Below are 24,135 nucleotides of genomic sequence, written 5' to 3'. Positions count from 1 at the left end.
GTCTCCCCGAGGTGCGGGGTGAACCTAGTGGTCGAGGCGCGGCCTGGGAAGTCCGGTCAGGGATTCATGCCTCTCCAAGAGCGTCCCTACGTCCGCGCCAACCAGCGGTTGACCTTGGCGTACAGCACCTCGCGTTGCACCGGCTTGGCCACGTGGTCGACCATGCCGGCGGCGTAGCAGCGCTCGACTTGCTGGGGCAGGGCGTCGGCGCTCATGGCGATGATCGGCACCTCGCCCGCCCCGCCGTCGAGGGCGCGGATGGCGCGGGTGGCGGCCAGGCCGTCCATCTGCGGCATGTGGATGTCCATCAGGATGATGTCGAACCCGCCGCGCGCCGCCTTGGCCACGGCCTGCTCGCCGTTGTCGGCGGTTTCGACCTGACAGCCGACCAGACTCAGCAGGGCCGCGCCGATCTCGCGGTTCATCGGGTGGTCGTCGACCAGCAGGATGCGGGCCGCGCCGGGAGCGGCGGCCGGCTGTGGTTCGCCGACGTCATAGGGTTCGACCTGCGGCGCCTGCAGCTCCAGCCAGAAGGCCGAGCCGTGGCCCGGGGCGCTGTCGAAGCCGATCTTGCCGCCCATCAGCTCGACCAGCGCCTTGCTGATCGCCAGGCCCAGGCCCGCGCCGCCATACGGACGGCTGGCCGAGCTGTCGACCTGGCTGAAGCGCTGGAACAGCCGGCCCTGCCGCTCGACGGCGATGCCGACACCGGTGTCGACGATTTCGAACTTCAACCGGTCCTCGATCTCACCGGGCTCGACGGTCAGGCAGGCCCGGATCCGCCCCGCCTCGGTGAACTTCACCGCGTTGTTCAGCAGGTTCAGCAACACCTGTCGCAGGCGCAGGCCGTCGAGGTCGTGAAGGCCGCCGACGGGATCAACGACATCGACCTCGAGCGCCAAACCCTTGTTTTCGGCCTCGGGCCGGATGATGCCCACCGCGTCGTGCAGCACCGCCGCCGCCGAGGTGGGCTGGAACAGGAGCTCCACCTGACCGGCCTCGACCCGCGAGAAGTCGAGGATGTCGTTGACGACCGTCAGCAGGGCCGTGCCGGCGCTGTCGATCAGGGTCAATTGCCGGCGGACGTCGGGCGGCAGGTCGCGGCGTTCCACCAGCAGTTGCGAGAAACCGAGCATGCTGTTCAGCGGCGTGCGGATCTCGTGGCTCATGGTGGCCAGGAATTCGGTCTTGGCTTCGTTGGCGGCCAGGGCGCGCGCCCGCGCGGCGCGGGTCAGCTGCTCGCGCCGCACCAGCAGGCGACGCAGACGCTCCTGCTGGGCCAGGGCCAGGCCAGTGGCCAGGCTGGTGACGAACAGCACGCCGACGAACACCTGGACCAGCCGGTTCTGGTGGGCCTGCGACCAGTCGGTCTGGATCTGCGAGTTCCACAGGCCGTGGACGGTCAGCGGAATGGCCACGCAGGCGACGATCAGCGATGTCTGCGCCGCCCCGCGCGGACCCAGGCGGAAGGCGGTCAGCAGGGCGACGGGGAACAGCATGAAGGGCACGGGCAGCCCCTTGCCGTGGAACACCAGCGCCGACAGGGCGGCCGCCAGCAGGGCCAGGCCCAGCTGCTCCAGCAGCGGGCGATGGAAGGCCCGGCGATGCTCGCCGTCCAGCAGCACCAGCACGGCGGGCAGCACGATGGCCATGCCCAGCACCCCGCATACGAACCGGTCGGTCAGCACCGCCACGAAGGGCAGGCCATAGGCCAGGGTCAGCACGGTCGCGGCGACCGTGGCCATGGCCAGGATGACGGGCGCGGTCAGGGTGGTCAGCAGGGCCAGCTGCCGCATGGTCCGCACGCGCGGGGGACCGAAGAAGCGCTTGACCACCCACCAGACCAGCAGGGCCTCGCCGACGTCGACCAGGGTGTAGAGAGCGGCGCGCCCCAGGCTGTCGCCAACCATCAGGTCGATAGCCAGATGGCTGACCACCGCGACGACCGTCAGGACGACCCGGCGGCGGGGGTTCAGCACCAGCAGGCCGCCGGCCAGCAGGGCGTTCGTCGGCCACAGCGTTGCTATGCCGAGCGCGTTGCGGGTCAGGAAGTCGCTGAAGGCCTGGCTGGCCAGCAACGCCATAGCCAGGACGAACAGGATCCGATCCTGTCGCCGCTGTTCCTGATGGGCGACGTTAGCCTGCATGGGTGTTCCCGTTCCCCGGACGGGACAAATACGCGAACCGAGCCACTACGGTTCTTCGATAGGCGGCGCTGTGACGCTTTGCCGCATCCTGGGGTGCAGCGCAATCGCGTCACGGTTGCGCTTCATCTTTCCGCAGGACTTCCCTCCGTCGCCAGGCGTCGATCCGCGTCATCAGCGGGGTGGCGGTGACGCCGTGGACCAGGATCGAGCAGAGCACCACAAAGCCGGTGATCGCCCATAGCCGGTCCCAGCGATGAAAGTCGCCGTGGTTGAGGCCATAGGCCAGGTAGTAGAACGACCCGAGCCCGCGGATGCCGAAGAAGGCCACCACCGCGCGCTCCCGCATCGAGTGGGGCGCGCCGATCAGGCCAATCCAGCCGGCCAGCGGGCGGATGAGGAAGACCAGGGCCAAGCCGAACGCGATCTCCTTCCAGGTCAGGGAGTCCAGCAGGCCGCCGGCCACCGCCCCGCCCAGCAGGACCAGCACCAGCATCATCAGCAGGCGCTCAACCTGTTCGGCGAAGTCGTGCATGGCCTCGTGGAATTCGTGGTCGCGCTCGGTCTCCCGCAGGGCCAGAGCGGCGACGAACACCGCCAGGAAGCCGTAGCCGTGGGCGGCTTCGGCCAGGCCGTAGGCCACCAGGGTCGCGCCCAGGGCCACCAGGCCGTCGCCGGTGCCCGAGATCCGGGCGTGCGGAGCCTTGAACGTGGCCCAGCCCAGCGCGCGGCCCACCGCCCAGCCCACGCCGGCCCCGGCCGCCACGCGCCACAGCACGTCCAGGACAAGCCAATGGGTCAGCAGGGCGGGCGCGACCGTCCCCTGGGCCAGGGCGATGGCCACGGCCAGATGCACGAACGGAAAGGCGAAGCCGTCGTTGAGGCCGGCCTCGGAGGTCAGGGCGAACCGCGCTTCGCCGTCCTCGCCCGACCGGGGCGGCCCGACCTGGACGTCCGAGGCCAGCACCGGATCGGTGGGCGCCAGCGCGCCGCCCAGCAGCAGGGCGGCGGCCAGCGGCAGGCCCAGGCCGTGCACGCCCATCAGCGTCACGGCCAGGATGCTGAGCGGCATGGTGACCGCGATCAGTCGCCACGACGATTCCCAGCGTCGCCAACCGATCCGTCGGTCGATCTTCAGCCCTGCGCCCATCAGCGAAACGATCACCACGATCTCGGTCAGCCGCTCGGTCAGGGTCGAGAACCGCAAGGGATCGGAGCGGAACGGCAGGACGTCGCCATGGAACACCACCACGCCGATCAACACACAGAGAATGGCCAGGGACAGCGGCAGGCGGCTCAGCGCCATCGGCAGCCACGCGACCAGCAGGACGACAACGCCCAGACCCAGAAGGAACAGCAGGTACGGATCGAACATCCGTCCCTAACGCGCGGGGCGGGGGACCGGAGCCATGGGAGGACCGAACCGAGCGGCGCTGGTGGGCGTTATGCCCGGGCTATCAGGCCAGGGAGTTGGAGCGTCATGGACAAGCTGTTCGCCAAATTCGCCAACGCCACGGCGCGCGTCACCGGCAGCCCGCAGGCCTTTCTCCTCTGCGTTCTGGTGGTGTTGGCCTGGGCCGCCAGTGGACCGATCTTCAAGTTCTCCGAGACCTGGCAACTGGTGATCAACACCGGCACCACGATCATCACCTTCCTGATGGTGTTCCTGATCCAGAACACCCAGAACCGCGACGGCGCGGCGGTCCAGACCAAGCTGGACGAGCTGATCCTGACCTCCGCGGCCGAGAACGACTTCATGGGCATCGAGAAGCTGACCGAGAAGGAGCTTGCGGCGATGCACGCACGCTGCGTCGAGCACGCCAGGATCGCCCAGGAGCGCCTCGACAAGGTGTCCGCCGTGCGCGAGTCGCGGAACGAGGCCAAGGCCGCGCCAAAGGCCAAGCGCGCCCGCGCCAAGCGCCCGCCCGCCAAGAACGCGCCGGCGCGGCGAGTGAAGGCGTCCTAGGATTCACGGTCGCCGAACCAATCCCTGGAGCGCTTAGGGCGTAGACCTATTTCTTCTCCAACAGCAGCTGGCCCTGTTTCTTGACCTGGCCGGTGATCTTGCCGGCGATCACGCCCAGCAGGCCGGGTAGGACGAGGTCCATTCGCACCGACTGGTCGAACACGGTCAGCACGCCGGAGATCGGCTGGCCCATGGCCTGGGCCGAGAAGGTCAGGGCGTCGCCGGCCCAGGCCTTCTGGACGTCCTTGACCATGCCGCCCGTCTGGTTGAGCAGCTGGCCGAACCCTTCCTCGATGCGGCGGCGCGCCTCGGCGGCCCCCAGCTGGTGGGGAATGGTGATGGTCACCGGCTTGCTCATGCGCGTGGCGCTCCCTGTCCGTGGGCCTAAGTCCGTGGGCTTGATGCCCGCGAGGGACATATGGGGTCGAGCAGCGTTCGTCTCTACGTCCGGATCTGACGCATCAGTGGGTGAAGGTCGTCGCATCCACGGAGGACGCCATGACCGACATCGCCATGCCCAGCCTTTTCCAGCCCCAGCCGCGCTCGGTCCGCTTCACGCGTCCCGGCCGCCCCGGCGGCGCGCTCGGCGCGCTGAACTACGCCGGCGTGCTGCTGGTCTGGGCCGCTCTGTTCGTGGTGCGGCCCGGTCTGGCGATGCAGGTGTTCCGTGAGCGCCGCGCCGACTCCCCGATCCGCCGTCGCCACTAGAGCAGCGCGCGGAAAAGTGGACGCCGGTTTTCCGTAAAAGTGATGCGAAAACAAAAGCCTAGAGCAAATCGTGCGATTTCTGTATCGCGCGATTTGCTCTAGGCTAGCCAAGCCGGGCGATCGGTGGGATGGCAGGGACATGCAGCGCACCGTCTCGATCGCCCATGTCAGCCACCGCTTGAAGGCTCCGTTCCGCATCTCGCGCGGGGTCAAGACCGCCGCCGAGGTGGTGGTGGTCGAGGTGGTCGAGGGCGAGTGGATTGGACGGGGCGAGAGCGTGCCCTACGCCCGCTATGGCGAGACGGTGGACAGCGTGGTCGCCCAGCTCCAGCCGGCCGCCCAGGCCTTGCGCGAGGGCGCGCGGCCGCACGACGCCCTGGTCCCGCTGACGGCCGGCGCGGCGCGCAACGCCTTGGACTGCGCCCTCTGGGACCTGCGGGCCAAGCGGGAGGGGCTCAGCGTCGAGGCCCTGACCGCCCTGCGCGTTCCCGACAGCCTGGTCACCGCGGTCACGGTCAGCCTGGACAGCGTCGAAGCGATGGGCGCGGCCGCCCGGGCCGTGGCCTCGGCCCCGCTGATCAAGGTCAAGCTGTCGGCCGACGATCCCGCCGCCCGCCTGCTGGCCGTGGCCCGGGCCGCGCCGGACGCCCGGCTGATCGTCGATCCCAACGAGGGCTGGGACTTCGCAACGCTCGACGGCCTCAGGCCGGTGCTGTCGGACCTCAACATCGCCTTGGTCGAGCAGCCCCTGCCGGCCGGCCAGGACCAGGCGCTGGAGGGCTACGACCCGCCTTACCCGATCTGCGCCGACGAGTCGGTGCACGTGGCCGAGGACTTGCCGGGGCTGAAGGGCCGCTATCGCGCTGTCAATCTCAAGCTCGACAAGGCTGGCGGACTGTCCGAAGCCCTGCTGATGCTGGAGGAGGCTCGCAACCACGGCTTCACGCTGATGGTCGGCTGCATGGTGGCTTCGTCCCTTGCCATCGCGCCCGCCTTGCATCTGGCCGGCTCGTGCGCTTTCGCCGATCTGGACGGGCCGTGGTGGCTGGCGCAGGACCACCCAGGCGGCTGCCGGGTGGCGGACGGGCGGATGACGCGGCCCGCCGAGGGGTTCTGGGGCGATGGGGTGACGTCGACGGGCCTGTGGCTCTGAACGCCGGACGGCGTGTGCGAAACGCCGAACCTGGGCTGTACTTTTGCACGCATGGATGTAACTCTTGATTGAATAGTCAGGGGGTTATCGTCATGCGTAAGTGTTCCGTGGCCATGGCGGCCGTCGCCGCCTCGATCTTGCTCACGCCGCAGGCGCTCACCCCCAAGGCCCAGGCCTTCGGCACGATCCGTGGATTCGGCCAGAACGCCGAGCACGAGCGCATCACGCGCAGCGGCTTGGCCACGTTCGGTTTCGGCTCGGACTCCCTGGACCAACTGGCTGGCAGGAACGGAACCTGGGGCGCGGTCGGCGCGCCGGACAACCCGACGCGCGGCCTGATGAGCAGCAAGCCCGCCCATTGCGACGGCGGCGACTTCTTCACGCCGGGCGCCTATCCGCAGAGCGCCGCCACGGCCCAGAGCATCCTGACGTCGTGCCGCACCTACATCTACAACAGCATCAACGCGGCGGTGACCGACGCCGCAGGTCTGGTGAAGCCGAACCTGCAACTGGACAGCACCAGCATCTTCGGCGGTTGCTCGTTCAATGGCGTCAAGGGCCGGGCCAAGTGCAACGTGTTCGAGGACATGGGCATGGCCTTCCACGCCTCCCAAGACTTCTACTCGCACAGCAACTGGATCGACACGCCGCGAGCCACGCCGTCGATCACCGATCCCCAGGGCTTGAACCACACCGCGCCGGCGCCATGGTTGTCGCCGGCCGGTAGCGCGTTTCCCGCAGGTCTGATCAGCGGCTGCTACGAAGGATTCCCCGAGTCGCGGCACTGCGATGGACGGATCAGGCACGCGGTGCTCAACAAGGACACGACCGGCACGGCGCGCGGCCTGCCGGCCTACAACCGCGCCATGGACGTCGCCGCCCAGGACACCCGGGCCAAGTGGACCTATTTCGAGAGCCGCCTGATCGCCGTCTACGGCGCGCCGCGCGGCGCCAAGATGATCTGCGTGCTGAAGCGGGATAATCCGGGAAGCTGCTAGCGTTTTCGGAGCCTTGCTCGGCAGTAGGAGGTTGTGTCACCGACGGACGTGCGACCGGGAGAGCGGAGCGGGTTCAGGGCCGCTCCAAGCCTCCCCAACCGCCGTGGGCCGACATGGGAAGGTTTGAACGTTCCGGATGTAGGGCCGTACGAAAGGAGAAGCACGGGCGTCCGGCGCCGTTCTTCCGCCGCGTGAAGCGGTGTAGGTCGTGCCAACGCGTCCTGCACGAGACTGTCCATGCCCTTCGACACGCCGCCTCCCATTGAGCAGGTGATCGTCACCGCCGCCCGCCTGCCGCCGGCTGCGGCCGAGGCGGCGTTCTCCGTCGTCCATCTGGGCGAGGGCGACTTGGCCAGGACCCAGCGGGTGGACGAGGCGGTGGACCAGACGCCGGGCGTGTCGCTGTTTCGCCGCACCTCCAGCCTGTCGGCCAATCCGACCACCCAGGGGATCAGCCTGAGGGCCATCGCGCCGTCCGGCGCCGGGCGGACCCTGGTCATCCTGGACGGCGTGCCGCTGAATGACCCGTTCGGCGGCTGGGTGATCTGGTCCCAGCTGGCCCCGGACTCCCTGTCGGGGATCGACATCGTGCGCGGCGCGGGGGCGGGACCCTATGGCGCCGGGGCCCTGACGGGCGTCATCGGGCTCAAGGAGCGCGACGCCGGCATCGCTGGCGACGTCTCGGTCGGCGAGCTGGGCTCCCAGCGCGCCTCCGCCGCGGCCACCTCGACCTTCGGACGGTTCGAGTTCACCGGCGCGGCCTTCTACGACAAGTCCAACGGCTACGTGCCGGTGCGCGGCGACGCCCGGGGCGCGGCCGACACCAAGACGGATCTCGAGGCCAAGAGCATCTCGGGCCGGATTGACATGGCCACGGGCCTGGGCCTGCTGTCGCTGCGCGGCGGCTTCTTCGAGGAGGACCGCGGGGCGGGGCTGGCCGGCGCCCGCGCCAACGCCTCGGGCAACGTGTTCAGCGCCACCCTGGTGCGCACCCCGCGCGGCGCGGCGCTGGGTTGGAAGCTGCAGGCCTGGCGGCGCACCAGCGACCTGTTCAACAGCTCGGTCGCCGTGGCCGCCGACCGCTCGGCCACCACCCCGGCCAACAGCCAGGACAAGACGCCGGCCACCGGCTGGGGCCTGAACGGCGCCCTGCGCCGCAAGGTCGGCGGGCTGGAGTGGGAGCTGGGCGCCGACGCTCGGCTGAACGACGGCGAGGAACGCGAGCGCTACGGCTATTCGGGCCGGACCTACACGCGCAACCGCGTCGCCGGCGGCAAGACTTGGGTGGTCGGAGCCTATGCCGACGGGTCGTGGTCGACCGGCCCGTGGCTGGTGGCCGGCGGCCTGCGTCTTGACCACTGGGCGACCACCGACGGCTTCCGGACCGAGCGCAACGCCCTGACCGGGGCCGTGCTGCTGGACCAGCGTCCCGCCGACCGCGACGGCGAGGTGGCCAGCGGGCGCCTGGGCCTGACCCGCGACCTGGGCGGCGGGACGACGGCGCGCCTGGCCGGCTATATCGGCTTCCGGCCCGCCAGCCTCAACGAGCTCTACCGACCGTTCCGGGTGGGCAACGACGTCACCGAGGCCAATGCGGGGCTGAAGCCCGAGCGGCTGCAGGGGCTGGAGGCCGGCGTTTCGCACAAGGGCGACAAGGGCCTGGTCCAGGCCACGGCGTTCTGGAACCGGATCGAAGACCCGATCGTCAATGTCACCCTCGGCGCCGGGCCGGGGACCTTCCCGATCGGCGGCTTCGTCCCGGCCGGCGGCGTGCTGCGTCAGCGCCAGAACGCGGGGACGATCGACGCGATCGGGCTCGAGGGGCGGGCCGAGCGCAAGGTCGGCGTCGTGACCTTGAGCTCAGCCCTGTCGGTCACCGACGCCCGGCTCGACGGCGGGTCGACTGCGCCGCAACTGACCGGCAAACGCCCGGCCCAGGCCCCGGTTTGGAGCGCCACGGCGGGTTTGTCGGCCGAGCTGACCGAGACCCTGGCCCTGGCCGCCGACCTGACCTGGGAGGGCAAGCGGTTCGACGACGACCTCAACAGCCGCGTGCTCGATCCGGCCTGGCGGCTGGACGCCCGGCTGGACTGGCGTGTGAAGCCACTGGTGACGCTGTACCTGGCCGGCGACAACCTGCTGGACGCCAATATCCAAACCTCGCGCACGGCGGATGGCGTGGCGGGATATGCGGCGCCGAGGATAGTGCGGGTGGGGCTGAGGCTGGCGATCTAGCGCCGGGGGACACGCCGCAAGGGCGTGTCCCCAGGGCTAACGCACCGGCTTGCCCTGGAACACGACTTTGGCGCCCTTCTGCACCGCCGCGCCCAGCTCCGCCGCGTCCCAGTTGGTCAGCCGCACGCAGCCGTGCGAGGCCCGCTTGTTGACCAGCTTGGGATCGGGCGTGCCATGGATGCCGTAGGTGTCCTTGGTCAGGTCGATCCAGGTGGAGCCCACCGGATTGTTGGGCCCGGGCTTGATGGTCAGCTTGGCCTTGGGCTTGCCGAAGGTCAGGCGCGAGGGGTCGTAGGTGTAGGTCGGGCGCGGGGCCACGGTGTTGACCGCCCATTCGCCGACCGGGGCCGGACGCTCGGTGCTGCCCACCGTGGCGGGATAGACCGCCAGCAGGCTGTCGTCGTCGGCATAGGCCTTGAGCACGCCCTTGGCGTTGTCGATCTCGATCCGGGTCACCTTGCCGGGAAGGCCGTCGGGCCCCAGGGCGGCGACGATGATCGTGGTCCCGGCCCTGGAAAAGTCGACTCCGGGGTTGAGCGCCTGCAGCAGCGGCTCGTCCATGTGGAACTTCTCGGCCAGGGCCTCCAGCGGCGAGCCGTAGCCGAGGGCCGGCAACCTGGCCATGGCCTCGTAGTCGTCCTTGGGAATGTCCGGCGTGAAGGGGCCGGCGACGTCCTGCGGCGTGATCACGTAGTCAGTCAGGGCGGGACCGGCGTCGGCGACCAGGGCGTCCCAGGTCGCGGGGTTCAGCTGGCCGTCGGCGGTCAGGCGACGGGCCTCCTGGAAGGCGCTGAGCGCCAGGGTCAGGTTCGAGCCTTCCCGGCCGTCGATCACCCCGGGCGAGAAATGGGCGCGGTCCAGCAGCACCTGGGCGCGGACCAGATAGGCCTGCTTGGCCTGCGGCGTCAGGGCGGCGGGATCGAAGGCGGCCGCGTTCACGGCCTGGGCCAGGGGCGAGGGCGCGGCCGGGGCGGTGACCACCGGTGTCTGGGGCTTGGCGGGCGGCGCGGCGGGTTTCGACGCGGCCGGCTTGTCCGACTTCGGGGCGGGGTCCGAACAGGCGGCCGTGGCCGCCAGGCAGCCGAGCAGCAGTACGACGGGACGCAGGGTCGAGGGCATGCAAACAACTCCGGGGCGGGAACGCCTTGCCCCTCTCAAGCCTTGAGCCATGGCGAAGTTCCACCACCGGCTCCCGTGGCCAAGGAGACCTGCTTGAAGATCCTGCGGCGGCTGATCTGGGTTCTGGGCGGACTGGCGGTGCTGACCGCCGCGTTCGTCGCGTGGGTGATGTGGCCGAGCAACAGACCCGCGCCGGCCTCGCCGCCGCCCTCGGCCTCGGCCCCGCGCGAGCCGCTGGCCTATCAGCCCCCAACCTATCTGCCGTCGAACGACCCGCCGGCCAGCCCGGCCCTTGGGGCGGCGCCCGGCGACTCGCCGGAGGACTGCAACGCCGGCGGCGCCTCGGTCAGCGCCGCCCCGGTCAACGCCGCCTCCCTGACCACCCTGGCCTGGGCGCCGTTCGGCCGCGCCGAGACCGGTTGGGAGATCTACGCGCCGCGCGTCGCCCACGAGATCCAGACCGCCTGCGCTCCGGACACGCCGCGCTTCGCCGCCGCCCTGGCGCGCTGGCAGGGCGGTCATGGCCTGAAGTCGACGGGGACCTTCGATCCGGAGACCTTCAAGGTCATGCTGACGCGCTGGCACCGGGCGCGGCCGTTCGTGAAGGTCAATGGCGAGGGGATCTGCCCCGGCGCGCCCTCCGTCGCCCTTCTATCCACGGCCAGGCCGGAGGAAAGCTACGGCGGCAAGGCCATCCAGCTGCGGCCTGGAGCCCTGGACGCCTACCGCCGGATGGTGGTCGAGGCCAAGGCGGCCGGCGTCGTGCGTGATCCGCGCGCCCTGACCCTGTTTTCCGGCTTCCGCGACCCCGCCGCCGACGCCGCCCGTTGCGCCCGCGACAACAACTGCCAGGGCGTGTCCCGCACCATCTGCTCGGCCCACCGCACGGGCCTGGCCATGGACCTGTTCATAGCCGCCGCGCCGGGCTTCGGACCGGACTCAAGCGCCGATCCCAACCGGCTGGCGATGAGTCGCTCGGACCTCTATCGCTGGCTGGTCGCCAACGCAGGGCGGTTCGGCTTCGTCAACTACGTGTTTGAGCCCTGGCACTGGGAGTGGACGGGCGAGCCGATGCTGCCGGGCGTGCCGATCGCCAGCCTGCCGCTGGCGGGTTCGGGCCGTCCGGGCGACCCGCTGCTCAATCCGCCCGCAGCACCGGCGCCGGCCGCTGCGACAGGGCCAAAGCCGCCGCCAAAAGGCCCCCCGCCATCGAAAGCCCCGCCGCGCCGCTCAGCAGGATCATGACCCCGCCCCAGTCGACGCTCCAGCGGGCCTCGAACACCTTGACCACCACCGGCCAGGCGGCGGCGAAGCCCAGGGCGACGCCCGCCGCCCCGGCGATCAGCCCGACGGCGCCGTATTCGATGGCGTAGGCGGCCAGGATCTGGCCGCGCGTCGCCCCCAGCACCTTCAGGGTCGCAGCCTCGCGCGCCCTGGCCCTGGCCCCGGCGGCGATGGCCCCGGCCAGCACCAGCAGCCCGGCCAGGCCCGCCACCGCCGCCGCGCCGCGCACGGCCAGGGCCAGGCGGCCGAACAGGGCGGCGGCGGCGTCCAGCTGCTCGCGGACGCTGATCACGTTGACGCCGGGAAAGCTGTCGCCCAGGCGGCGGGTCAGGGCGGCTTCCTGTGGCTTGCCCAGCCGGGCGATGGCGACGTTGCGCAGGTCGGCGCCCTCCAGGGCCCGGGCGTTCAGCACGACGTTGAAGTTGGGGCCGAAGCCGCCGAACTCGATCCGGCGCAGCACCGCGATGCGCGCCTCGATGTCGCGGCCCAGGACGGTCAGGGTGACTGTGTCGCCGACCTTCAGCCCCGCGCCCTGAGCCAGTTCGGCGTTCAGGGCCAGCAGCGGCGGGCCGGCGTAGTCGGGCGTCCACCATCGGCCGGCGGCGGTCTCGCCGTCTTTCGGCGCGCCGCTCAGCAGGGTCATGCCGATATCGTTGTCGAAGGCCCAGCGCTGGCCGGGCTTGATCTTGTCCTTCTCCACGGGCCGGCCCTTCAGGCCGCTGATCCGGCCCGTGACGAACGGCAGGCGCAGATAGGTCTCGGGCGTCAGCGGCATGACTTGAGCGACCTCGGCGTCGAAGGCGGCGGCCTCGCCGCCGGGGATCTCGGTGAACACCATGGCCGGGGCGGTGCGCGGGGCGGTGGTGGTGATCTGGGTCAGCAGGGCCGACTGGATCAGCACCACGCAGGCCAGCAGGGCGACGCCCAGGCCGATGGCCGGACTGGCGGTGCGGGCGGCCGAGCGCGGTCCGGCCAGGTTGGCCAGGCCGAGCCGGCCGGGACCGTGGACCAGGCGACGCGCCCGGCCCGCGCCCCAGGCGGCGACGCGGCCCAGGGCCCAGAGGACCGCGAACGCCACGGCGACCCCGGCGATCATGATCGCGGCCGCGATCGGCGTGGGGGCGGTGGCCACGGCCAGGGCGGCCAGTCCCGCGCCGGCCAGCACCGCGCCCAGGGTTTCCAGGCTCAGGGGAAGGCGGCCGCCCAGGCTGCGGCGGAACAGGGCCGAGGGCGGGGTGCGGCGGGCCCGGGCCAGAGGAACCAGGGAAAAGGCGGCGGCGGCCAGCAGGCCGAACAGCCCGGCCTTGGCCAGGGGCAGCGGATAGACCGCGAACAGGGCGGGGATCGGCAGGGACGAGCCCGCCAGCTGTCCGAGGATCAGCGGCGCCACCGCCCCGATCGCCAGCCCGATGGCGACGCCCAGCACGGCCAGCAGGCCGATCTGGATCAGGTAGAGGTTGCGGATCAGGGCCCCGTCGGCGCCGAGGGCCTTGAGCACGGCGATCGACGGTTCGCGGGTCGCCAGGTAGGCGCTGACGGCGCCCGCCACGCCCAGGCCGCCGGCCACCAGCGAGGCCAGGCCGATGAAGCCGAGGAAATATTCCAGCTGGTCGATCAGGATCCGCGCGCCGGGCGCGGCGTCCAGGCGGTCGCGGACCTCGAAGCCCGCCTCGGGGAACCGGGCCTGGATCGCCTTGCCCACGGCGCGCGGATCCTGGCCGGCGGGCAAGGCGATGCGGACCGCGCGACCGGACAGGCCGCCGGGCGCCAGCAGGCCCGAACGCTCCAGCACCTCGCGCCGCACCAGCACGCGCGGCCCCAGGGCGAAGCCGCGCGACAGGCCGTCGGGCTCGCTGACCAGCACGGCGCTGGCCCTCAAGGTCACCGGACCGGCCGTGAAGCGGTCGCCCAGCTTCAGGTGCAGGCGGTCCAGCAGGGCCGGCTCGACCGCCGCGCCAGGCGCGCCGTCGCGGTCGGCCAGAGCGGCCCCCAGGTTGGAAGCGCCATCGAGCTTGACGGTCCCGGCCAAGGGGAAACGGCCGTCGACGCCGCGCAGGCTGACCAGCCGCCGGTCGCCGTTGGGCGCCTCGGCCATCGCCCTCGCGGCGGCGGTGTAGGTGGTGGTGCCCAGCCCATCGAAGGCGGCGCGCTCGGCGGGCGTGAAGTCGCGGTTCTCGACCGAGACGTAGAGGTCGCCGCCCAGGATCTCGCGGGCCTGGCTCGACAGGCCGTGCCGGAAGGCCTCGGCGGTCGAGCCGGCCGCGGCGATGGCGGCCACGCCCAGGGCCAGGCAGGCCAGGAAGATGCGAAAGCCGCGTACCCCCGAGCGCAGCTCGCGGGCGGCCAGGCGGAAGGAGAGGGCGGCCATCAGGCTTCGATCGTCCGGGTTTCGATCTGGCCGTCGGCCATGCGCACGAGGCGGTCCGCGCGCTCGGCCAGGACCGGGTCGTGGGTGACCATGACCAGGGCCGCGCCCGCCTCGGCGACGAGGTCGAACATCAGGTCGGCGACGATGGCGGCCGTCCGGGAGTCCAGATTTCCGGTCGGCTCGTCGGCGAACAGCAGGGCAGGGCGGGCGGCCAGGGCGCGGGCCAGGGCGACGCGCTGCTGCTCGCCGCCGGACAACTGGTGCGGATAGTGGGTCAGCCGGCCCGACAGTCCCACGCGTCCCAGCCACTGGCGGGCGGTGGTCAGCGCCTCCCTGGCGCCGGCGATCTCCAGCGGGGTGGCGACGTTCTCCTCGGCGGTCATGTCGGGCAGGAGGTGGAAGGCCTGGAAAACCAGGGCGGCGCGGCCCCGGCGCAGGCGCGCCCGGCCGTCCTCGTCGAGTCTGGCCAGATCCTGGCCGAACAGGCGCACCGCTCCCGAGGTCGGTTGCTCCAGTCCGGCCCCGACCGCGATCAGCGACGACTTGCCCGAGCCCGACGGACCGATCACCGCCAGCCGCTCGCCGGGCGCGACCGCCAGGTCCACGCCGCGCAGGATGTTCACGGGTCCGGCCGCCGAGGGCAGGGTGAGGGTCACGGCCTCAAGGGCCAGGACGGGCGTTGAGCCTTCAGCCATGAAACTTCCTGATTTCCTGGTCATTGTCTGGACGGAACCGAACCTACATAGGAAGCCATGAGCCTGAATGCGGTGACGATCCAATTGTCCAGGATTGCTTGTGCAGCAACACGGCGGAGCGCGCGCGCGCCGGCTCGCCTCCCGACCGCGCCGATGAGCAGGCCATGAGCTTCACCGCACGCTTTCCGGACCGCCGCGCCGTTCTCGCCGGACTGTTGCTGGCCACCCAGGCCGCGGCGGCGCCCCGGACCCAGCTCAAGGCGGCCCCCAGGCCGCCGGTGGTCACCGTCCTGGGTGACTCGATCACGGCCGGCCTGGGCCTGCCGGCCAGGGACGCCATGCCCGCCCAGCTGCAGGCGGCGCTGACCCGGATGGGCGTCCTGGCCACCGTGCGAGCGGCCGGGGTGTCGGGCGACACCAGCGGCGGCGGCCTGGCCCGGGTCAACTTCAGCGTCGCGCCGGACACCGCCCTATGCGTGGTGGCCCTGGGCGGCAACGACCTGCTGCAGGGGATCGAGCCCCGCCTCACCAAGGCCAACCTGCGCGGCATCCTGCAGAGCCTGCGTCAGCGCCGGATCGCCGTCGTCCTGGTCGGAGTCGGCGCACCGCCGCTGATCGGCGCGGCCTACGCCCGCGAATTCAACGCCCTCTATCCGGCCCTGGCGCGGGAGTTCTCGGTCCCGCTCTATCCCAACATCCTGGCCGGGGTCGGCGGCTCGCGCCAACTGATGCAGGGCGACGGCATCCATCCCAACGCGGCCGGCGCCCGGATCATCGGCGGCAGGCTGGCGCCGCTGGTGGCCCAGGCGCTGAAGGCGATGCCCACCCAGACCGCCGCTAGGTGAAGAACGCCACCGCCACCAGCACCACCCCGGCGATCCACACGGTCTCGAAGATCATCAGGGCCACGGGCCGCCACCCGGCGGTCATCAGGTCCTTGAACGAGGTCTTCATGCCCAGGCCGGCGATGGCCGTGACCAGGCACCAGCGGGAGACCTCGTTGGCGGCGTCGGTGACAGGCTTGGCCAGCCAGCCCAGGCTGTTGACGATCACCAGGGCCGCGAAGCCGAGCAGGAACAGCGGCACGGTCGCCTTGGCTCCGCCGCTGACCCCGGGCCCCATGCGGGCCACGACGAAGGCGATCGTGAAGACCACCGGCAACAGCATGGTCACCCGCAGCAGTTTCACATAGGTGGCCACGTCGCCGGTGTGGGGCGAGATCATGTAGCCGGCCCCGACCACCTGGGCGACGTCGTGGATGGTGCCGCCCAGGAAGATCCCCGCCCGGGTGTGGTCCAGGTGCAAGGCCGCGGTCAGCAGCGGATAGGTGATCATGGCGATGGTCGACAGGGCCGTGACGGTGACCACGGCCAGGATGGTGTCGCGCTCGGCGTCCTTGCCGCGCGGCAGGACCGAGGCGATGGCCAGGGCCGCCGAGGCGCCGCAGATGCCGACCGCCCCGCCCGACAATACGCCGAAGCTGGACCTCAGGCCCATCCGCCTGGCCAGGAACGCGCCCAGGGCGATGGTCGAGCCGATGCCGAGGATAACCGTGACGATCGGCGTCAGGCCCAGGCCCAGGATCTGGCTGGCGGTGATCCGCGCGCCCAGCAGGGCGACGCCGAACCGCAGCACGGCCTTGGACGAGAACTCGATGCCGGGGATGCAGCGGCCTTCCTGGTGCAGGAAGTGGAAGGTCATGCCGAACAGCAGGGCGAACAGCATCACCGGCGCGCCGTAGTGTTGAGCCAGCCATTGCGAAGCCAGGGCTATGGTCACCGCCACCAGCACGCCGGGATAGAGCTTGATCAGGGCCGTCTGGCCCAGGAACCGGGTCCCGACCGTCGGGGCGGCCGGCTCCGGTCGCGACAGCCCCTCCATGCCCTCCAGCGACTGGAAGAGCGCCCGCGCGGCGGCGGTGTCGGTGTCGAGGTCGGAGTTCATGGTCGGGCCCTGGACTGGCGAGTCGCGCCGGTCATCAGGGATCGAGAGCCGATGCGTGGGGAGCGGACAAGAAAAATCGGCGCCGAACCCCTCTGTCGGCGGGACAAGGCTTGGGCCCGTTTCTGAACGGCGGCTAACGAAAGCCTCACAACGCGTTCAGCCGCCGCCCCGCAAAAGGTGACCGTGGCCGTGAACATCCACGGCGTGGAACGGAATGATTGCGATGTCGGCATCTCTTCGCGTGGTTACGGCCGGTCAGCGGGCGAAGGTGGCGGTGGAAGCGACCGCAGGCCTGAGCGAGCGGGTCCAGCATCTCCAGGCCGAGGCCAAGCGCCTGGCCGGAGACCATATCGACGCCCTCCAAGCCAGCCTGCTCCAGACTCAGCGGGTCGCCGAGGAGATCGCCAATGGCGGCGAGGCCTATCCGGCGGGCGTTCGTGATCTTGCCCGCCGCCTGGCCGAAGACAGCGCCGCCCGGGCGATGACCATCGAAAGCATCGTCTCGCGCCTTTGAGCCCGGCGTCTTTTCCGTCATCCCCGGCTTGCGGCCCGGGACGACGGAGAGGCGGCGGCGTTAGAGTTCGCGCCCGCCGCCGCTGACAATAGGCTCAGGCTGGTGGACCGCGTGGCCAGGTGCGGCGTGCTGGTGCCTGAACATCCGGTCGACGATCTTGCCCGACCAGTTCTTCAGCTTGTCCATGAACACGAACACCACCGGGATGTAGAGCAGCGACAGGAAGGTCGAGGTGATCAGGCCACCGATCACCGCGATGGCCATCGGGGCGCGGAACTCGGTGTCGGCCCCGAAGCCGACCGCGACCGGGAACATGCCGGCCGCCATGGCGACCGTGGTCATGATGATCGGCCGCGCCCGTTTGTGGGCGGCGTCGAGCAGGGCCTCACGGCGGGTCATGCCGCCCTTCATGGCCATGATCGCGTACTCGACCAGCAGGATCGAGTTCTTGGCCGCGATGCCCAGCAGCATCAGGATGCCGATCAGGGTCGACATCGAGAAGCTGCTCTTGACCAGCACCAGCAGGCCGAACGCGCCGCCGATCGCCAGGGGCAGGGCGGCCATGATGGTCACCGGGTGGGCGAAGCTGCGGAACAGCAGCACCAGCACGACGTACATCAGCAGAATGCCGGTCACGAGGGCGGCGACGAAGCCGGTGACCATCTCCTGGATGAACTCGGCGTCGCCCGCCGCCACTTCCTTGACGCCCGGGGGCAGGTTCTTGACCGAGACCAGGGCGTGGACCCGCTTGCTGGCCTCGCCGACCACGATGCCGTCGAGTTCGGCGGTGATCTCGGCCACCCGCGAGCGGTCCTGGCGCGAGATCTGCGACGGGCCCGCGCCGTAGCGCACGTCGGCCACCGCGTTCAGCGGCACCGAACCGCCATGGCTGGACGGGACCTTGAGGGTCTCCAGCACCGACATGTTCTCGCGCGCGTCATCGGTCAGGCGCAGGCGGATCGGCACCTGGCGGTCGCCCAGATTGTACTTGGGCAGAGACTGGTCGATGTCGCCGATCGTGGCGACCCGCACGGCCTGCGAGATGGCGCCGGCCGAGACCCCGGCCCGCGCGGCCTGGTCGGGCTTGGGCGAGACGATGATCTCCGGACGGGCGATCGCGGCCGTGTTGACCACGTTGGCCAGGCCCGGAACGGTGCGCATCTGGGACTCGACGGCGCGGGCGGCGGCTTCCAGCTGCGGACCGTTGTCGCCGACCAGCCGCAACGTGTAGCTGGAACCGTCGCTGGGACCGCCGCCGTTGTTGCTGCCGGCCCCGATCCGCGCGCCGGGGATCGCCTTGAACTGGTCGACCATCTGGCGGCTGAAGTCGCGCTGGCTCATCCGTTCGCCCTTGGGCGTCAGGTCGGCGGTCAGTTCGGCCTTGTTGACTCCATCGGCGCCGACCGAGGCGTAAACGCCGGTGACTTCGGGGCGGGCCAGCAGGGCGCGGGTCATGCGCTGGGCGATGGCGTCGGTTTCGTTCAGCGTGGCGCCGGGGGGCAGCTCGACGCTGAACGGCGCGCGGCCGCGGTCGGCCGCCGGCTGGAACTCGAACGGCAGGCGCGTGGCCAGGACGACGGTGCCGATCAGCATCGGAATGGCCAGCAGGGCCACGACGATCTTGTGCGACAGCGCCCAGTCCAGGCTCTTCAGGTAGGGACCCATCCACGGCGGATCCTTGTCGGGCTTGTGGTGCGCCTTGAGCATGTAGGCGCCCATCAGCGGCGTCAGCATGCGGGCGACCACCAGCGAGAACAGCACCGAGACGCAGGCGGCCAGGGCGAAGGCCTTGAAGAACTGGCCGATGATCCCGGGCATGAAGCCGACAGGGGCGAACACCGCCACGATGGTGAAGGTGGTGGCCACGACCGCCAGGCCGATCTCGTCGGCCGCCTCCATGGCCGCGTGATAGGGCGACTTGCCCCCGCGCATGTGGCGGACGATGTTCTCGATCTCGACGATGGCGTCGTCGACCAGGATCCCGACGGTCAGCGACAGGGCCAGCAGGGTGACGCCGTTCAGCGACTGACCCAGCGGCGCCATGACCGCGAAGGTCGGGAACAGCGACAGCGGAATGGCCACGGCCGCCAGGAAAGTGGCGCGCCAGTCGCGCAGGAACAGCAACACCACCAGCACGGCCAGCAGGGCGCCCAGGCCCAGGGCCTCCAGCGACGCGTAATAGCTTTCCTCGATGTATTTCACGTTCGAGGTCAGTTCGACGATCTTCAGCTCCGGATGGGCCTTGTCGAGCTTTTCGACCTCCTTGCGGACCTTCTCTGCAACCTTGACCTCGGAAGCGCCGCGCGAGCGGACCATGTTGAAGGTGACGACTTCCTGGTTGTTGAAGCGCGCCTGGTTGCGCGGCTCCGCCCAGTGGTCGGTGACCTCGCCCAGGTCGCCCAGGCGCACGGTCTCGCCGTTGTTCAGCTGGACGCGGGTCTCGCGCAGCTGGTCGACGGTGTTGGCCGCGCCCAGGGTGCGGATGGCCCGCTCGGAGCCGGAAACCGTCACGCGGCCGCCCGGCAGGTCGGCGTTGGCCGATTGCAGGGCCTGGCTGACCTCGGCCGCCGTCACGCCGCGCGCGGCCAAGCGGTCGGGATCCAGAGCCACCTGGATCTCGCGGGTGACGCCGCCCTGGCGGTTGACCTCGCCGATGCCCTTGATGGCCAGCAAGGCGCGACTGACGTCATGGTCGACGAACCAGCTGCGTTGCTCGGGCGTCAGGGTCGGGGCCTGGACCACGTAGGTGATCAGCGGATTGCCCGAGATGTCGATCCGCGTGACGTTGGGGATCTGCATGTCCTGCGGCAGGGAGCTCTGCAGGTTGGACATGGCGTTGCGGACGTCGTTGGTGACCCGTTCGTGGTCGACGCCCAGCTCGAACTCGATGAAGGTCGACGAGAAGCCGTCGCCGACGGTGGAACTGATGTGGCGCACCTGGCCGAGGCCGGCGATCGAGTCCTCGATCAGGCGGGTGACCTGGGTCTCCAGTTCGGTCGGCGCGGCCCCGGGGCGCGAGGCGTTGACCACCACCAGCGGCAGATCGACGTCCGGATTGTCGTTGATCCGCATGCTGGTGAAGCCGGAGATGCCGGCGATGGTCAGCAGCACGAACAACAGCAGGACGGGGATCGGGTTCTTGATCGCCCAGCGCGAGATGTTGTTGATGTTGGGGCTCGGATTTTCCATCGCGACCCCCTAGCGCTTGGCGGCGGCGATCGACGGGGCCGCCGTCGTCGCGGCGATGCGCACTGCGTCGTTGTCACCCAGGAAGCCCGCACCCTCGACCACGACGCGCTCGCCGGCGTTCAGGCCCTCGACAGAGCTCTGATCGGTGTTGCGCGCCAGGATGTCGACGCGCCGGAAGCGGGCGTGGTTGTTGGCGTCGACCACGAAGACGCCGGGCTGGTTCTGGCGATAGAGGATGGCGGCGGTCGGGATGGTCGGGGCTGGGCGATCGCCGGCGGCGATCTGGGCGCGGGCGAACATGCCCGAGCGGAAGCCGCCCCCGGGCGCCAAGCTGATGCGGGCCAGGCCGACCCGGGTCTGGGCGTTGACCTCGGAGGTGACGATGCGGACCGTGCCCGTCGTCTGGCCGACCTGGTCAGAACTGACGGTGGCCGGCATGCCCGCCTTGACGGACAGCAGGTCGGCTTCCGGGACCTCGGCGTCCAGCTCCAGGCGGCCGTCGCGGACGATGCGGAACAGCTCCGTCCCGGCCGAGACGATCTGGCCCTTGGTGACGCTGCGGCGGCTGATCAGGCCCGAGACCGGCGCGCGGACGGCGGCCTGGCCCAGGCGGGCGACGGTTTCGTTGCGCGCGGCGTCGGCGGCCGCCAGCTGGGCGGCGGCGGTCTGCTGGCGGGCGATCGCGGTGTCGAGCGAGGCCTGGGACAGATAGCCCTTGGCCTGCAGCTCGCGCGAGCGGCCCAGGGCGGCTTGGGCCTCGGCCAGGGTGGCCTTGGCGCTGGCGACGGCGGCTTCCTGCTGGTGCAGCTGGGCGCGCAGCATGGTGTCGTTCAGGGCGACCAGAATCTGCCCCTGGCGCACGACCTGGCCTTCATCGGCGTTGACGGCCACGGCGGTCAGGCCGCCGGTCTCGGCTCCGACCGGCACCTCTTCCCAGGGGGTGACGGTGCCGGAAGCGTTGATGATCCGCGGCAGGGACTGGACGCTCACCACGGCCACGCTGACGGTCTGGCTGGCGGTCAGGGAGGGCTTGGGCGTCTTGGCCTTGGCCTTGTCGCCATGGTCGCAGGCCGACAGCCCCAAAGCGCCGATGCAGAGCGCCACGGGTAAAGCCGTCGAACGCAGGCCGCGCCCATAGATCCGTTGATGCACGACCACCTCAGCTCCGATGATTTTGAACAGCCACCGCCTTCTAACCGAGAAACGCCGTTCACCGGATTAAATGATCGTAAGGAGACAAAACGGTGTCGGGCGAACGCCCTCGGCCCTGATTTCTCGCGACATCCGCCGATGCCGATCCGTGAAGGTGCGGGCCCGATCATATGTGGGGGGTCATGACCGGGCCCGCGGCGCGAGGCCTGAGTGGGGAGGTCAGGCGGCTTCGCGCGTCGTCGGCGTCACCCGAAGGCCGCCGATCGGGAAAACGGGGACGTCTCGTCGCCCCCGCTGAACCAGACGGCCGTGAGGCCGATGTCGTGCGGGGCTACAGCGCCCAGTCAGCCGCTCCATACCGCTCGCTGTCTGGTCCAAGTCGGCGGCCCCCACGATCATGGGGTGATTGTAGTCCGACGTCATTCTACCGCAAGGTGTAATCAGCCCTTTGGCAGGTCCGAGACCGCCAGGCTGGACGAGACCTTCCAGAGGTCGATCGCGCCTTCGGTGGCGTGGCGGTCGATCTCGGCCAGCTCCTCGGGCGTGAAGCCCAAGGTGTTCAACGCCGCCAGCGAGTCTTCAAGCTGGGCCACGGTGCGCGCGCCGATCAGCGCCGAAGTGACGCGCGGGTCGCGCAGCACCCAGGCCAGGGCCATCTGGGCCAGGCTCTGGCCGCGCGCCTGGGCGATCTGGTTTAGCGCCTGGATGCGGGCCAGGTTGTCGGCGCTGAGCAGGTGGCCGCCCAGCGAACCCTCGCGGGCCGCGCGGGAGTCCTGGGGCACCCCGCCCAGGTACTTGCTGGTCAGCATGCCCTGGGCCAGGGGCGAGAAGGCGATGCAACCGACGCCCAGATCCTCCAGGGCGTCCAGCAGCTCGTCCTCGATCCAGCGGTTCAGCATCGAATAGGACGGCTGGTGGATCAGCAACGGCACGCCTTCCGACTTCAGGATCGCGGCCGCCTGGCGGGTCAGTTCCGGCGAATAGGACGATATGCCCACGTACAGCGCCTTGCCCTGGCGGTGCAGGTGGGCCAGGGCGCCCATGGTCTCCTCCAGCGGCGTCGTCGGGTCCACGCGGTGCGAGTAGAAGATGTCTACATAGTCCAGGCCCATGCGCTTGAGGCTCTGGTCGCAGCTGGCGATCAGGTACTTGCGCGAGCCGCCGATCCCGCCGTACGGCCCCGGCCACATGTCCCAGCCGGCCTTGGTGGAGATCACCAGCTCGTCACGATGGGCGGCGAAGTCGCTGGCCATCACCTTGCCGAAGTTCTCCTCGGCCGAGCCGTAGGGCGGGCCGTAGTTGTTGGCCAGGTCGAAGTGGGTGACGCCCAGGTCGAAGGCGCGGCGCAGGATGGCGCGGCCCGTCTCGAACACGTCGGCGCCCCCGAAGTTCTGCCACAGGCCCAGCGAGATCGCCGGCAGATCCAGCCCGCTGCGGCCGGTGCGGCGATAGGGCATGGCGTCATAGCGGGTCGGGGCGGCGACGTAGGGCTTTTGCATGGCGGGGTTCCTGGGGAGGGACGAAGCGCGGGGATGGATGGCGCGAAACAGGCGCCCTGTCATTAGTCGTCTGGCCGGGTTTCAGCCGATGTCGTTGGCCGCTCAGCGCGGAACCAGCGCCCCATGGATCGGCGCCACCCAGGCGTCCTTCTTGATGTCATAGGCGATGAAGTCGCTGTCGAACTGCCAATAGGCCCAGGCCCAGCCGCGCGCCTCGGCCTCGCGGGCGGCGGCGGCGGTGTAGGCGACGCGCGAGGCCATGTCGCCCTTGTCGTAGGCCCCGAACTCGCCCAGCAGCATGGGTCGTTCATGGGCCTTGGCCCAGGCCTGGACGCCGTCGAAGTCGGCCTTCATCCGCTGGCGCTCGGCGTCCGTGCCCCAGGTGACGCCGGTCTTGGGCGTGGCGGGATTCCACGACGCGCCCTGGTGGGTGAACTCCATGGGCAGATAATAGTGGACGGTGGCGATCAGGTGCCGGTCACTTTCCGGCAGCTTCAACTGGTCAAGGTGGCCGATATTGTTCCAGAAGGCGGGGCCGACCACGACGTTGCGCGTGGGATTGCTCGCTCGCACGACCGGCAGGAGCTCGGCGATCCAAGCGTTCCATACGTCGTCGATCAGGCCCTTGCAGGGCTCGTTCAGCAGTTCGAACACTACCCGGTCCGGCGCGTCCCTGTAGTGCTCGCCGATCTGTTTCCAGAAGGCGACCAGCCTGGGCTTGCAGGCTGCGGGGGCCTCGCCGCAGGCGTCGAAGTCGTGCTCGTCGAGAATGACGGTCAGTTTCTGGGCCAGGGCGGCGTCGACTACCTGATCCAGGGTCTTCAGCCAGGCGGGGTCCAGCCGGTTGTCGGCGTCCATGTGCTCAAAGGCGTGCAGGTTCAGCCGCACCGTATCGAATCCGCCGGCCTTGATCGTCTTGAAGTGCCGCATCTGGAAGCGGCCCTTGGCGGCATCCTTCCACAGCGGGTCGTAGCCCAGGACGTTGATCCCTCGGGTCATCGTCCTGACCTGATCCTGGGCCGAGATTTCGCGCGCCGCGGCGGGCACGGCGACCAAGGCCGAGAGCAGAGCCAGGGCGGCCAAGGGACGGGTTACGGCCTGAAGGGCTTTGAGCATGGCGTTTCCTCAAACAGCCTCTGCGGGCTTTCGTCTGACAACGTTGTCAGT

At 70.3% G+C, this 24,135-nt stretch carries 19 protein-coding genes; 8 read left to right on the top strand and 11 right to left on the bottom strand.

Annotated features, from left to right (window positions below; genetic code table 11):
• Positions 1-86: 86 nt before the first annotated feature.
• Together EV278_RS12915 and EV278_RS12910 are read right to left on the bottom strand one after the other, a co-directional pair.
• On the bottom strand, positions 87-2,147 hold the full coding sequence (locus EV278_RS12915; RefSeq protein WP_132091806.1) for an ATP-binding protein: 2,061 nt from the start codon (positions 2,145-2,147) through the stop codon (positions 87-89).
• Positions 2,148-2,256: 109 nt separating this feature from the next.
• On the bottom strand, positions 2,257-3,519 hold the full coding sequence (locus EV278_RS12910; protein WP_132091803.1) for a cation:proton antiporter: 1,263 nt from the start codon (positions 3,517-3,519) through the stop codon (positions 2,257-2,259).
• 105 nt (positions 3,520-3,624) lie between these two features.
• Between EV278_RS12910 and EV278_RS12905 the strand changes: the two genes are divergently transcribed.
• Positions 3,625-4,110 carry a low affinity iron permease family protein gene (locus EV278_RS12905; protein WP_132091800.1) on the top strand — a complete coding sequence of 162 codons (486 nt, stop codon included), beginning with the start codon at positions 3,625-3,627 and terminating at the stop codon, positions 4,108-4,110.
• 46 nt (positions 4,111-4,156) lie between these two features.
• On the opposite strand, the gene EV278_RS12900 is transcribed toward EV278_RS12905, so the two are convergent.
• Positions 4,157-4,468: a polyhydroxyalkanoic acid system family protein gene (locus EV278_RS12900; protein WP_132091797.1), complete on the bottom strand. Its 312-nt coding sequence runs from the start codon at positions 4,466-4,468 to the stop codon at positions 4,157-4,159.
• Between the two features lie 140 nt (positions 4,469-4,608).
• On the opposite strand from EV278_RS12900, the gene didA reads away from it, so the two are divergent.
• From didA to EV278_RS12880, 4 genes are all read left to right on the top strand, one after another.
• On the top strand, positions 4,609-4,818 hold the full coding sequence (didA, locus tag EV278_RS12895) for a DNA damage-induced SOS-independent cell division inhibitor A (protein WP_132091794.1): 210 nt from the start codon (positions 4,609-4,611) through the stop codon (positions 4,816-4,818).
• 139 nt (positions 4,819-4,957) lie between these two features.
• Positions 4,958-5,971, top strand: coding sequence for an N-acetyl-D-Glu racemase DgcA (gene dgcA, locus EV278_RS12890; protein ID WP_132091791.1), 1,014 nt, complete (start codon positions 4,958-4,960; stop codon positions 5,969-5,971).
• 92 nt (positions 5,972-6,063) lie between these two features.
• Positions 6,064-6,969, top strand: a complete 906-nt coding sequence (locus EV278_RS12885; protein WP_132091788.1) for a CinY protein — start codon at positions 6,064-6,066, stop codon at positions 6,967-6,969.
• 237 nt (positions 6,970-7,206) lie between these two features.
• A complete protein-coding gene (locus EV278_RS12880; protein WP_132091785.1) occupies positions 7,207-9,204 on the top strand; it encodes a TonB-dependent receptor in 1,998 nt (665 codons plus the stop codon).
• 36 nt (positions 9,205-9,240) lie between these two features.
• On the opposite strand, the gene EV278_RS12875 is transcribed toward EV278_RS12880, so the two are convergent.
• Positions 9,241-10,323, bottom strand: a complete 1,083-nt coding sequence (locus tag EV278_RS12875) for a L,D-transpeptidase (protein ID WP_132091782.1) — start codon at positions 10,321-10,323, stop codon at positions 9,241-9,243.
• Positions 10,324-10,416: 93 nt separating this feature from the next.
• Here EV278_RS12875 and EV278_RS12870 point away from each other — a divergent pair, with 93 nt between their 5' ends.
• Positions 10,417-11,568 carry a D-alanyl-D-alanine carboxypeptidase family protein gene (locus tag EV278_RS12870; protein WP_132091779.1) on the top strand — a complete coding sequence of 384 codons (1,152 nt, stop codon included), beginning with the start codon at positions 10,417-10,419 and terminating at the stop codon, positions 11,566-11,568.
• Here EV278_RS12870 and EV278_RS12865 read toward each other — a convergent pair.
• Positions 11,462-13,975, bottom strand: a complete 2,514-nt coding sequence (locus EV278_RS12865) for an FtsX-like permease family protein (protein WP_132091776.1) — start codon at positions 13,973-13,975, stop codon at positions 11,462-11,464. The genes EV278_RS12870 and EV278_RS12865 overlap by 107 nt on opposite strands.
• Positions 13,975-14,670 (bottom strand): ATP-binding cassette domain-containing protein, encoded by a 696-nt coding sequence (locus EV278_RS12860; RefSeq protein ID WP_132091773.1) that lies wholly within the window; start codon positions 14,668-14,670, stop codon positions 13,975-13,977. Before EV278_RS12860 ends, EV278_RS12865 begins: the two co-directional genes overlap by 1 nt.
• Positions 14,671-14,834: 164 nt before the next feature.
• On the opposite strand from EV278_RS12860, the gene EV278_RS12855 reads away from it, so the two are divergent.
• Positions 14,835-15,515 carry an arylesterase gene (locus EV278_RS12855; RefSeq protein WP_132091770.1) on the top strand — a complete coding sequence of 227 codons (681 nt, stop codon included), beginning with the start codon at positions 14,835-14,837 and terminating at the stop codon, positions 15,513-15,515.
• Here the strand turns inward: EV278_RS12855 and EV278_RS12850 are convergent.
• Complete coding sequence (locus tag EV278_RS12850) at positions 15,508-16,614, bottom strand: YeiH family protein (RefSeq protein WP_132091767.1); 1,107 nt, start codon at positions 16,612-16,614, stop codon at positions 15,508-15,510. The two genes, EV278_RS12855 and EV278_RS12850, sit on opposite strands and share 8 nt — an antisense overlap.
• A gap of 274 nt (positions 16,615-16,888) precedes the next feature.
• Here EV278_RS12850 and EV278_RS12845 point away from each other — a divergent pair, with 274 nt between their 5' ends.
• Positions 16,889-17,128: a hypothetical protein gene (locus EV278_RS12845; RefSeq protein WP_132091764.1), complete on the top strand. Its 240-nt coding sequence runs from the start codon at positions 16,889-16,891 to the stop codon at positions 17,126-17,128.
• Between the two features lie 60 nt (positions 17,129-17,188).
• Here the strand turns inward: EV278_RS12845 and EV278_RS12840 are convergent, their stop codons facing one another.
• From EV278_RS12840 to EV278_RS12825, 4 genes are all read right to left on the bottom strand, one after another.
• Positions 17,189-20,317 (bottom strand): efflux RND transporter permease subunit, encoded by a 3,129-nt coding sequence (locus EV278_RS12840; protein ID WP_243692183.1) that lies wholly within the window; start codon positions 20,315-20,317, stop codon positions 17,189-17,191.
• Positions 20,318-20,326: 9 nt separating this feature from the next.
• Entirely contained in the window at positions 20,327-21,421 is a 1,095-nt protein-coding gene (locus EV278_RS12835) for an efflux RND transporter periplasmic adaptor subunit (RefSeq protein WP_243692182.1), read from the bottom strand.
• Positions 21,422-21,909: 488 nt separating this feature from the next.
• Positions 21,910-22,968 carry an L-glyceraldehyde 3-phosphate reductase gene (gene mgrA, locus EV278_RS12830; RefSeq protein WP_132091757.1) on the bottom strand — a complete coding sequence of 353 codons (1,059 nt, stop codon included), beginning with the start codon at positions 22,966-22,968 and terminating at the stop codon, positions 21,910-21,912.
• Positions 22,969-23,070: 102 nt separating this feature from the next.
• A complete protein-coding gene (locus EV278_RS12825; RefSeq protein ID WP_132091755.1) occupies positions 23,071-24,084 on the bottom strand; it encodes a glycoside hydrolase family 5 protein in 1,014 nt (337 codons plus the stop codon).
• Between the last annotated feature and the right edge of the window lie 51 nt (positions 24,085-24,135).

This window comes from Caulobacter sp. BK020, from assembly GCF_004342605.1.
Taxonomy (GTDB): Bacteria; Pseudomonadota; Alphaproteobacteria; order Caulobacterales; family Caulobacteraceae; genus Caulobacter.
Note: the sequence above shows the minus strand (reverse complement) of the source record. Positions and strands in the feature narration are given on the sequence as shown.

Bases quoted from the DNA above. Each gene is read 5' to 3' on its own strand.
- EV278_RS12910 (WP_132091803.1), bottom strand. From the start codon at position 3,519: ATGTTCGATCCGTACCTGCTGTTCCTTCTGGGTCTGGGCGTTGTCGTC.
- EV278_RS12855 (WP_132091770.1), top strand. From the start codon at position 14,835: ATGAGCTTCACCGCACGCTTTCCGGACCGCCGCGCCGTTCTCGCCGGA.
- EV278_RS12905 (WP_132091800.1), top strand. From the start codon at position 3,625: ATGGACAAGCTGTTCGCCAAATTCGCCAACGCCACGGCGCGCGTCACC.
- mgrA (WP_132091757.1), bottom strand. From the start codon at position 22,968: ATGCAAAAGCCCTACGTCGCCGCCCCGACCCGCTATGACGCCATGCCC.
- EV278_RS12825 (WP_132091755.1), bottom strand. From the start codon at position 24,084: ATGCTCAAAGCCCTTCAGGCCGTAACCCGTCCCTTGGCCGCCCTGGCT.
- EV278_RS12865 (WP_132091776.1), bottom strand. From the start codon at position 13,975: ATGGCCGCCCTCTCCTTCCGCCTGGCCGCCCGCGAGCTGCGCTCGGGG.
- EV278_RS12840 (WP_243692183.1), bottom strand. From the start codon at position 20,317: ATGGAAAATCCGAGCCCCAACATCAACAACATCTCGCGCTGGGCGATC.
- EV278_RS12860 (WP_132091773.1), bottom strand. From the start codon at position 14,670: ATGGCTGAAGGCTCAACGCCCGTCCTGGCCCTTGAGGCCGTGACCCTC.
- EV278_RS12875 (WP_132091782.1), bottom strand. From the start codon at position 10,323: ATGCCCTCGACCCTGCGTCCCGTCGTACTGCTGCTCGGCTGCCTGGCG.
- EV278_RS12880 (WP_132091785.1), top strand. From the start codon at position 7,207: ATGCCCTTCGACACGCCGCCTCCCATTGAGCAGGTGATCGTCACCGCC.
- EV278_RS12900 (WP_132091797.1), bottom strand. From the start codon at position 4,468: ATGAGCAAGCCGGTGACCATCACCATTCCCCACCAGCTGGGGGCCGCC.
- EV278_RS12885 (WP_132091788.1), top strand. From the start codon at position 6,064: ATGCGTAAGTGTTCCGTGGCCATGGCGGCCGTCGCCGCCTCGATCTTG.
- EV278_RS12850 (WP_132091767.1), bottom strand. From the start codon at position 16,614: ATGAACTCCGACCTCGACACCGACACCGCCGCCGCGCGGGCGCTCTTC.
- dgcA (WP_132091791.1), top strand. From the start codon at position 4,958: ATGCAGCGCACCGTCTCGATCGCCCATGTCAGCCACCGCTTGAAGGCT.
- EV278_RS12915 (WP_132091806.1), bottom strand. From the start codon at position 2,147: ATGCAGGCTAACGTCGCCCATCAGGAACAGCGGCGACAGGATCGGATC.
- didA (WP_132091794.1), top strand. From the start codon at position 4,609: ATGACCGACATCGCCATGCCCAGCCTTTTCCAGCCCCAGCCGCGCTCG.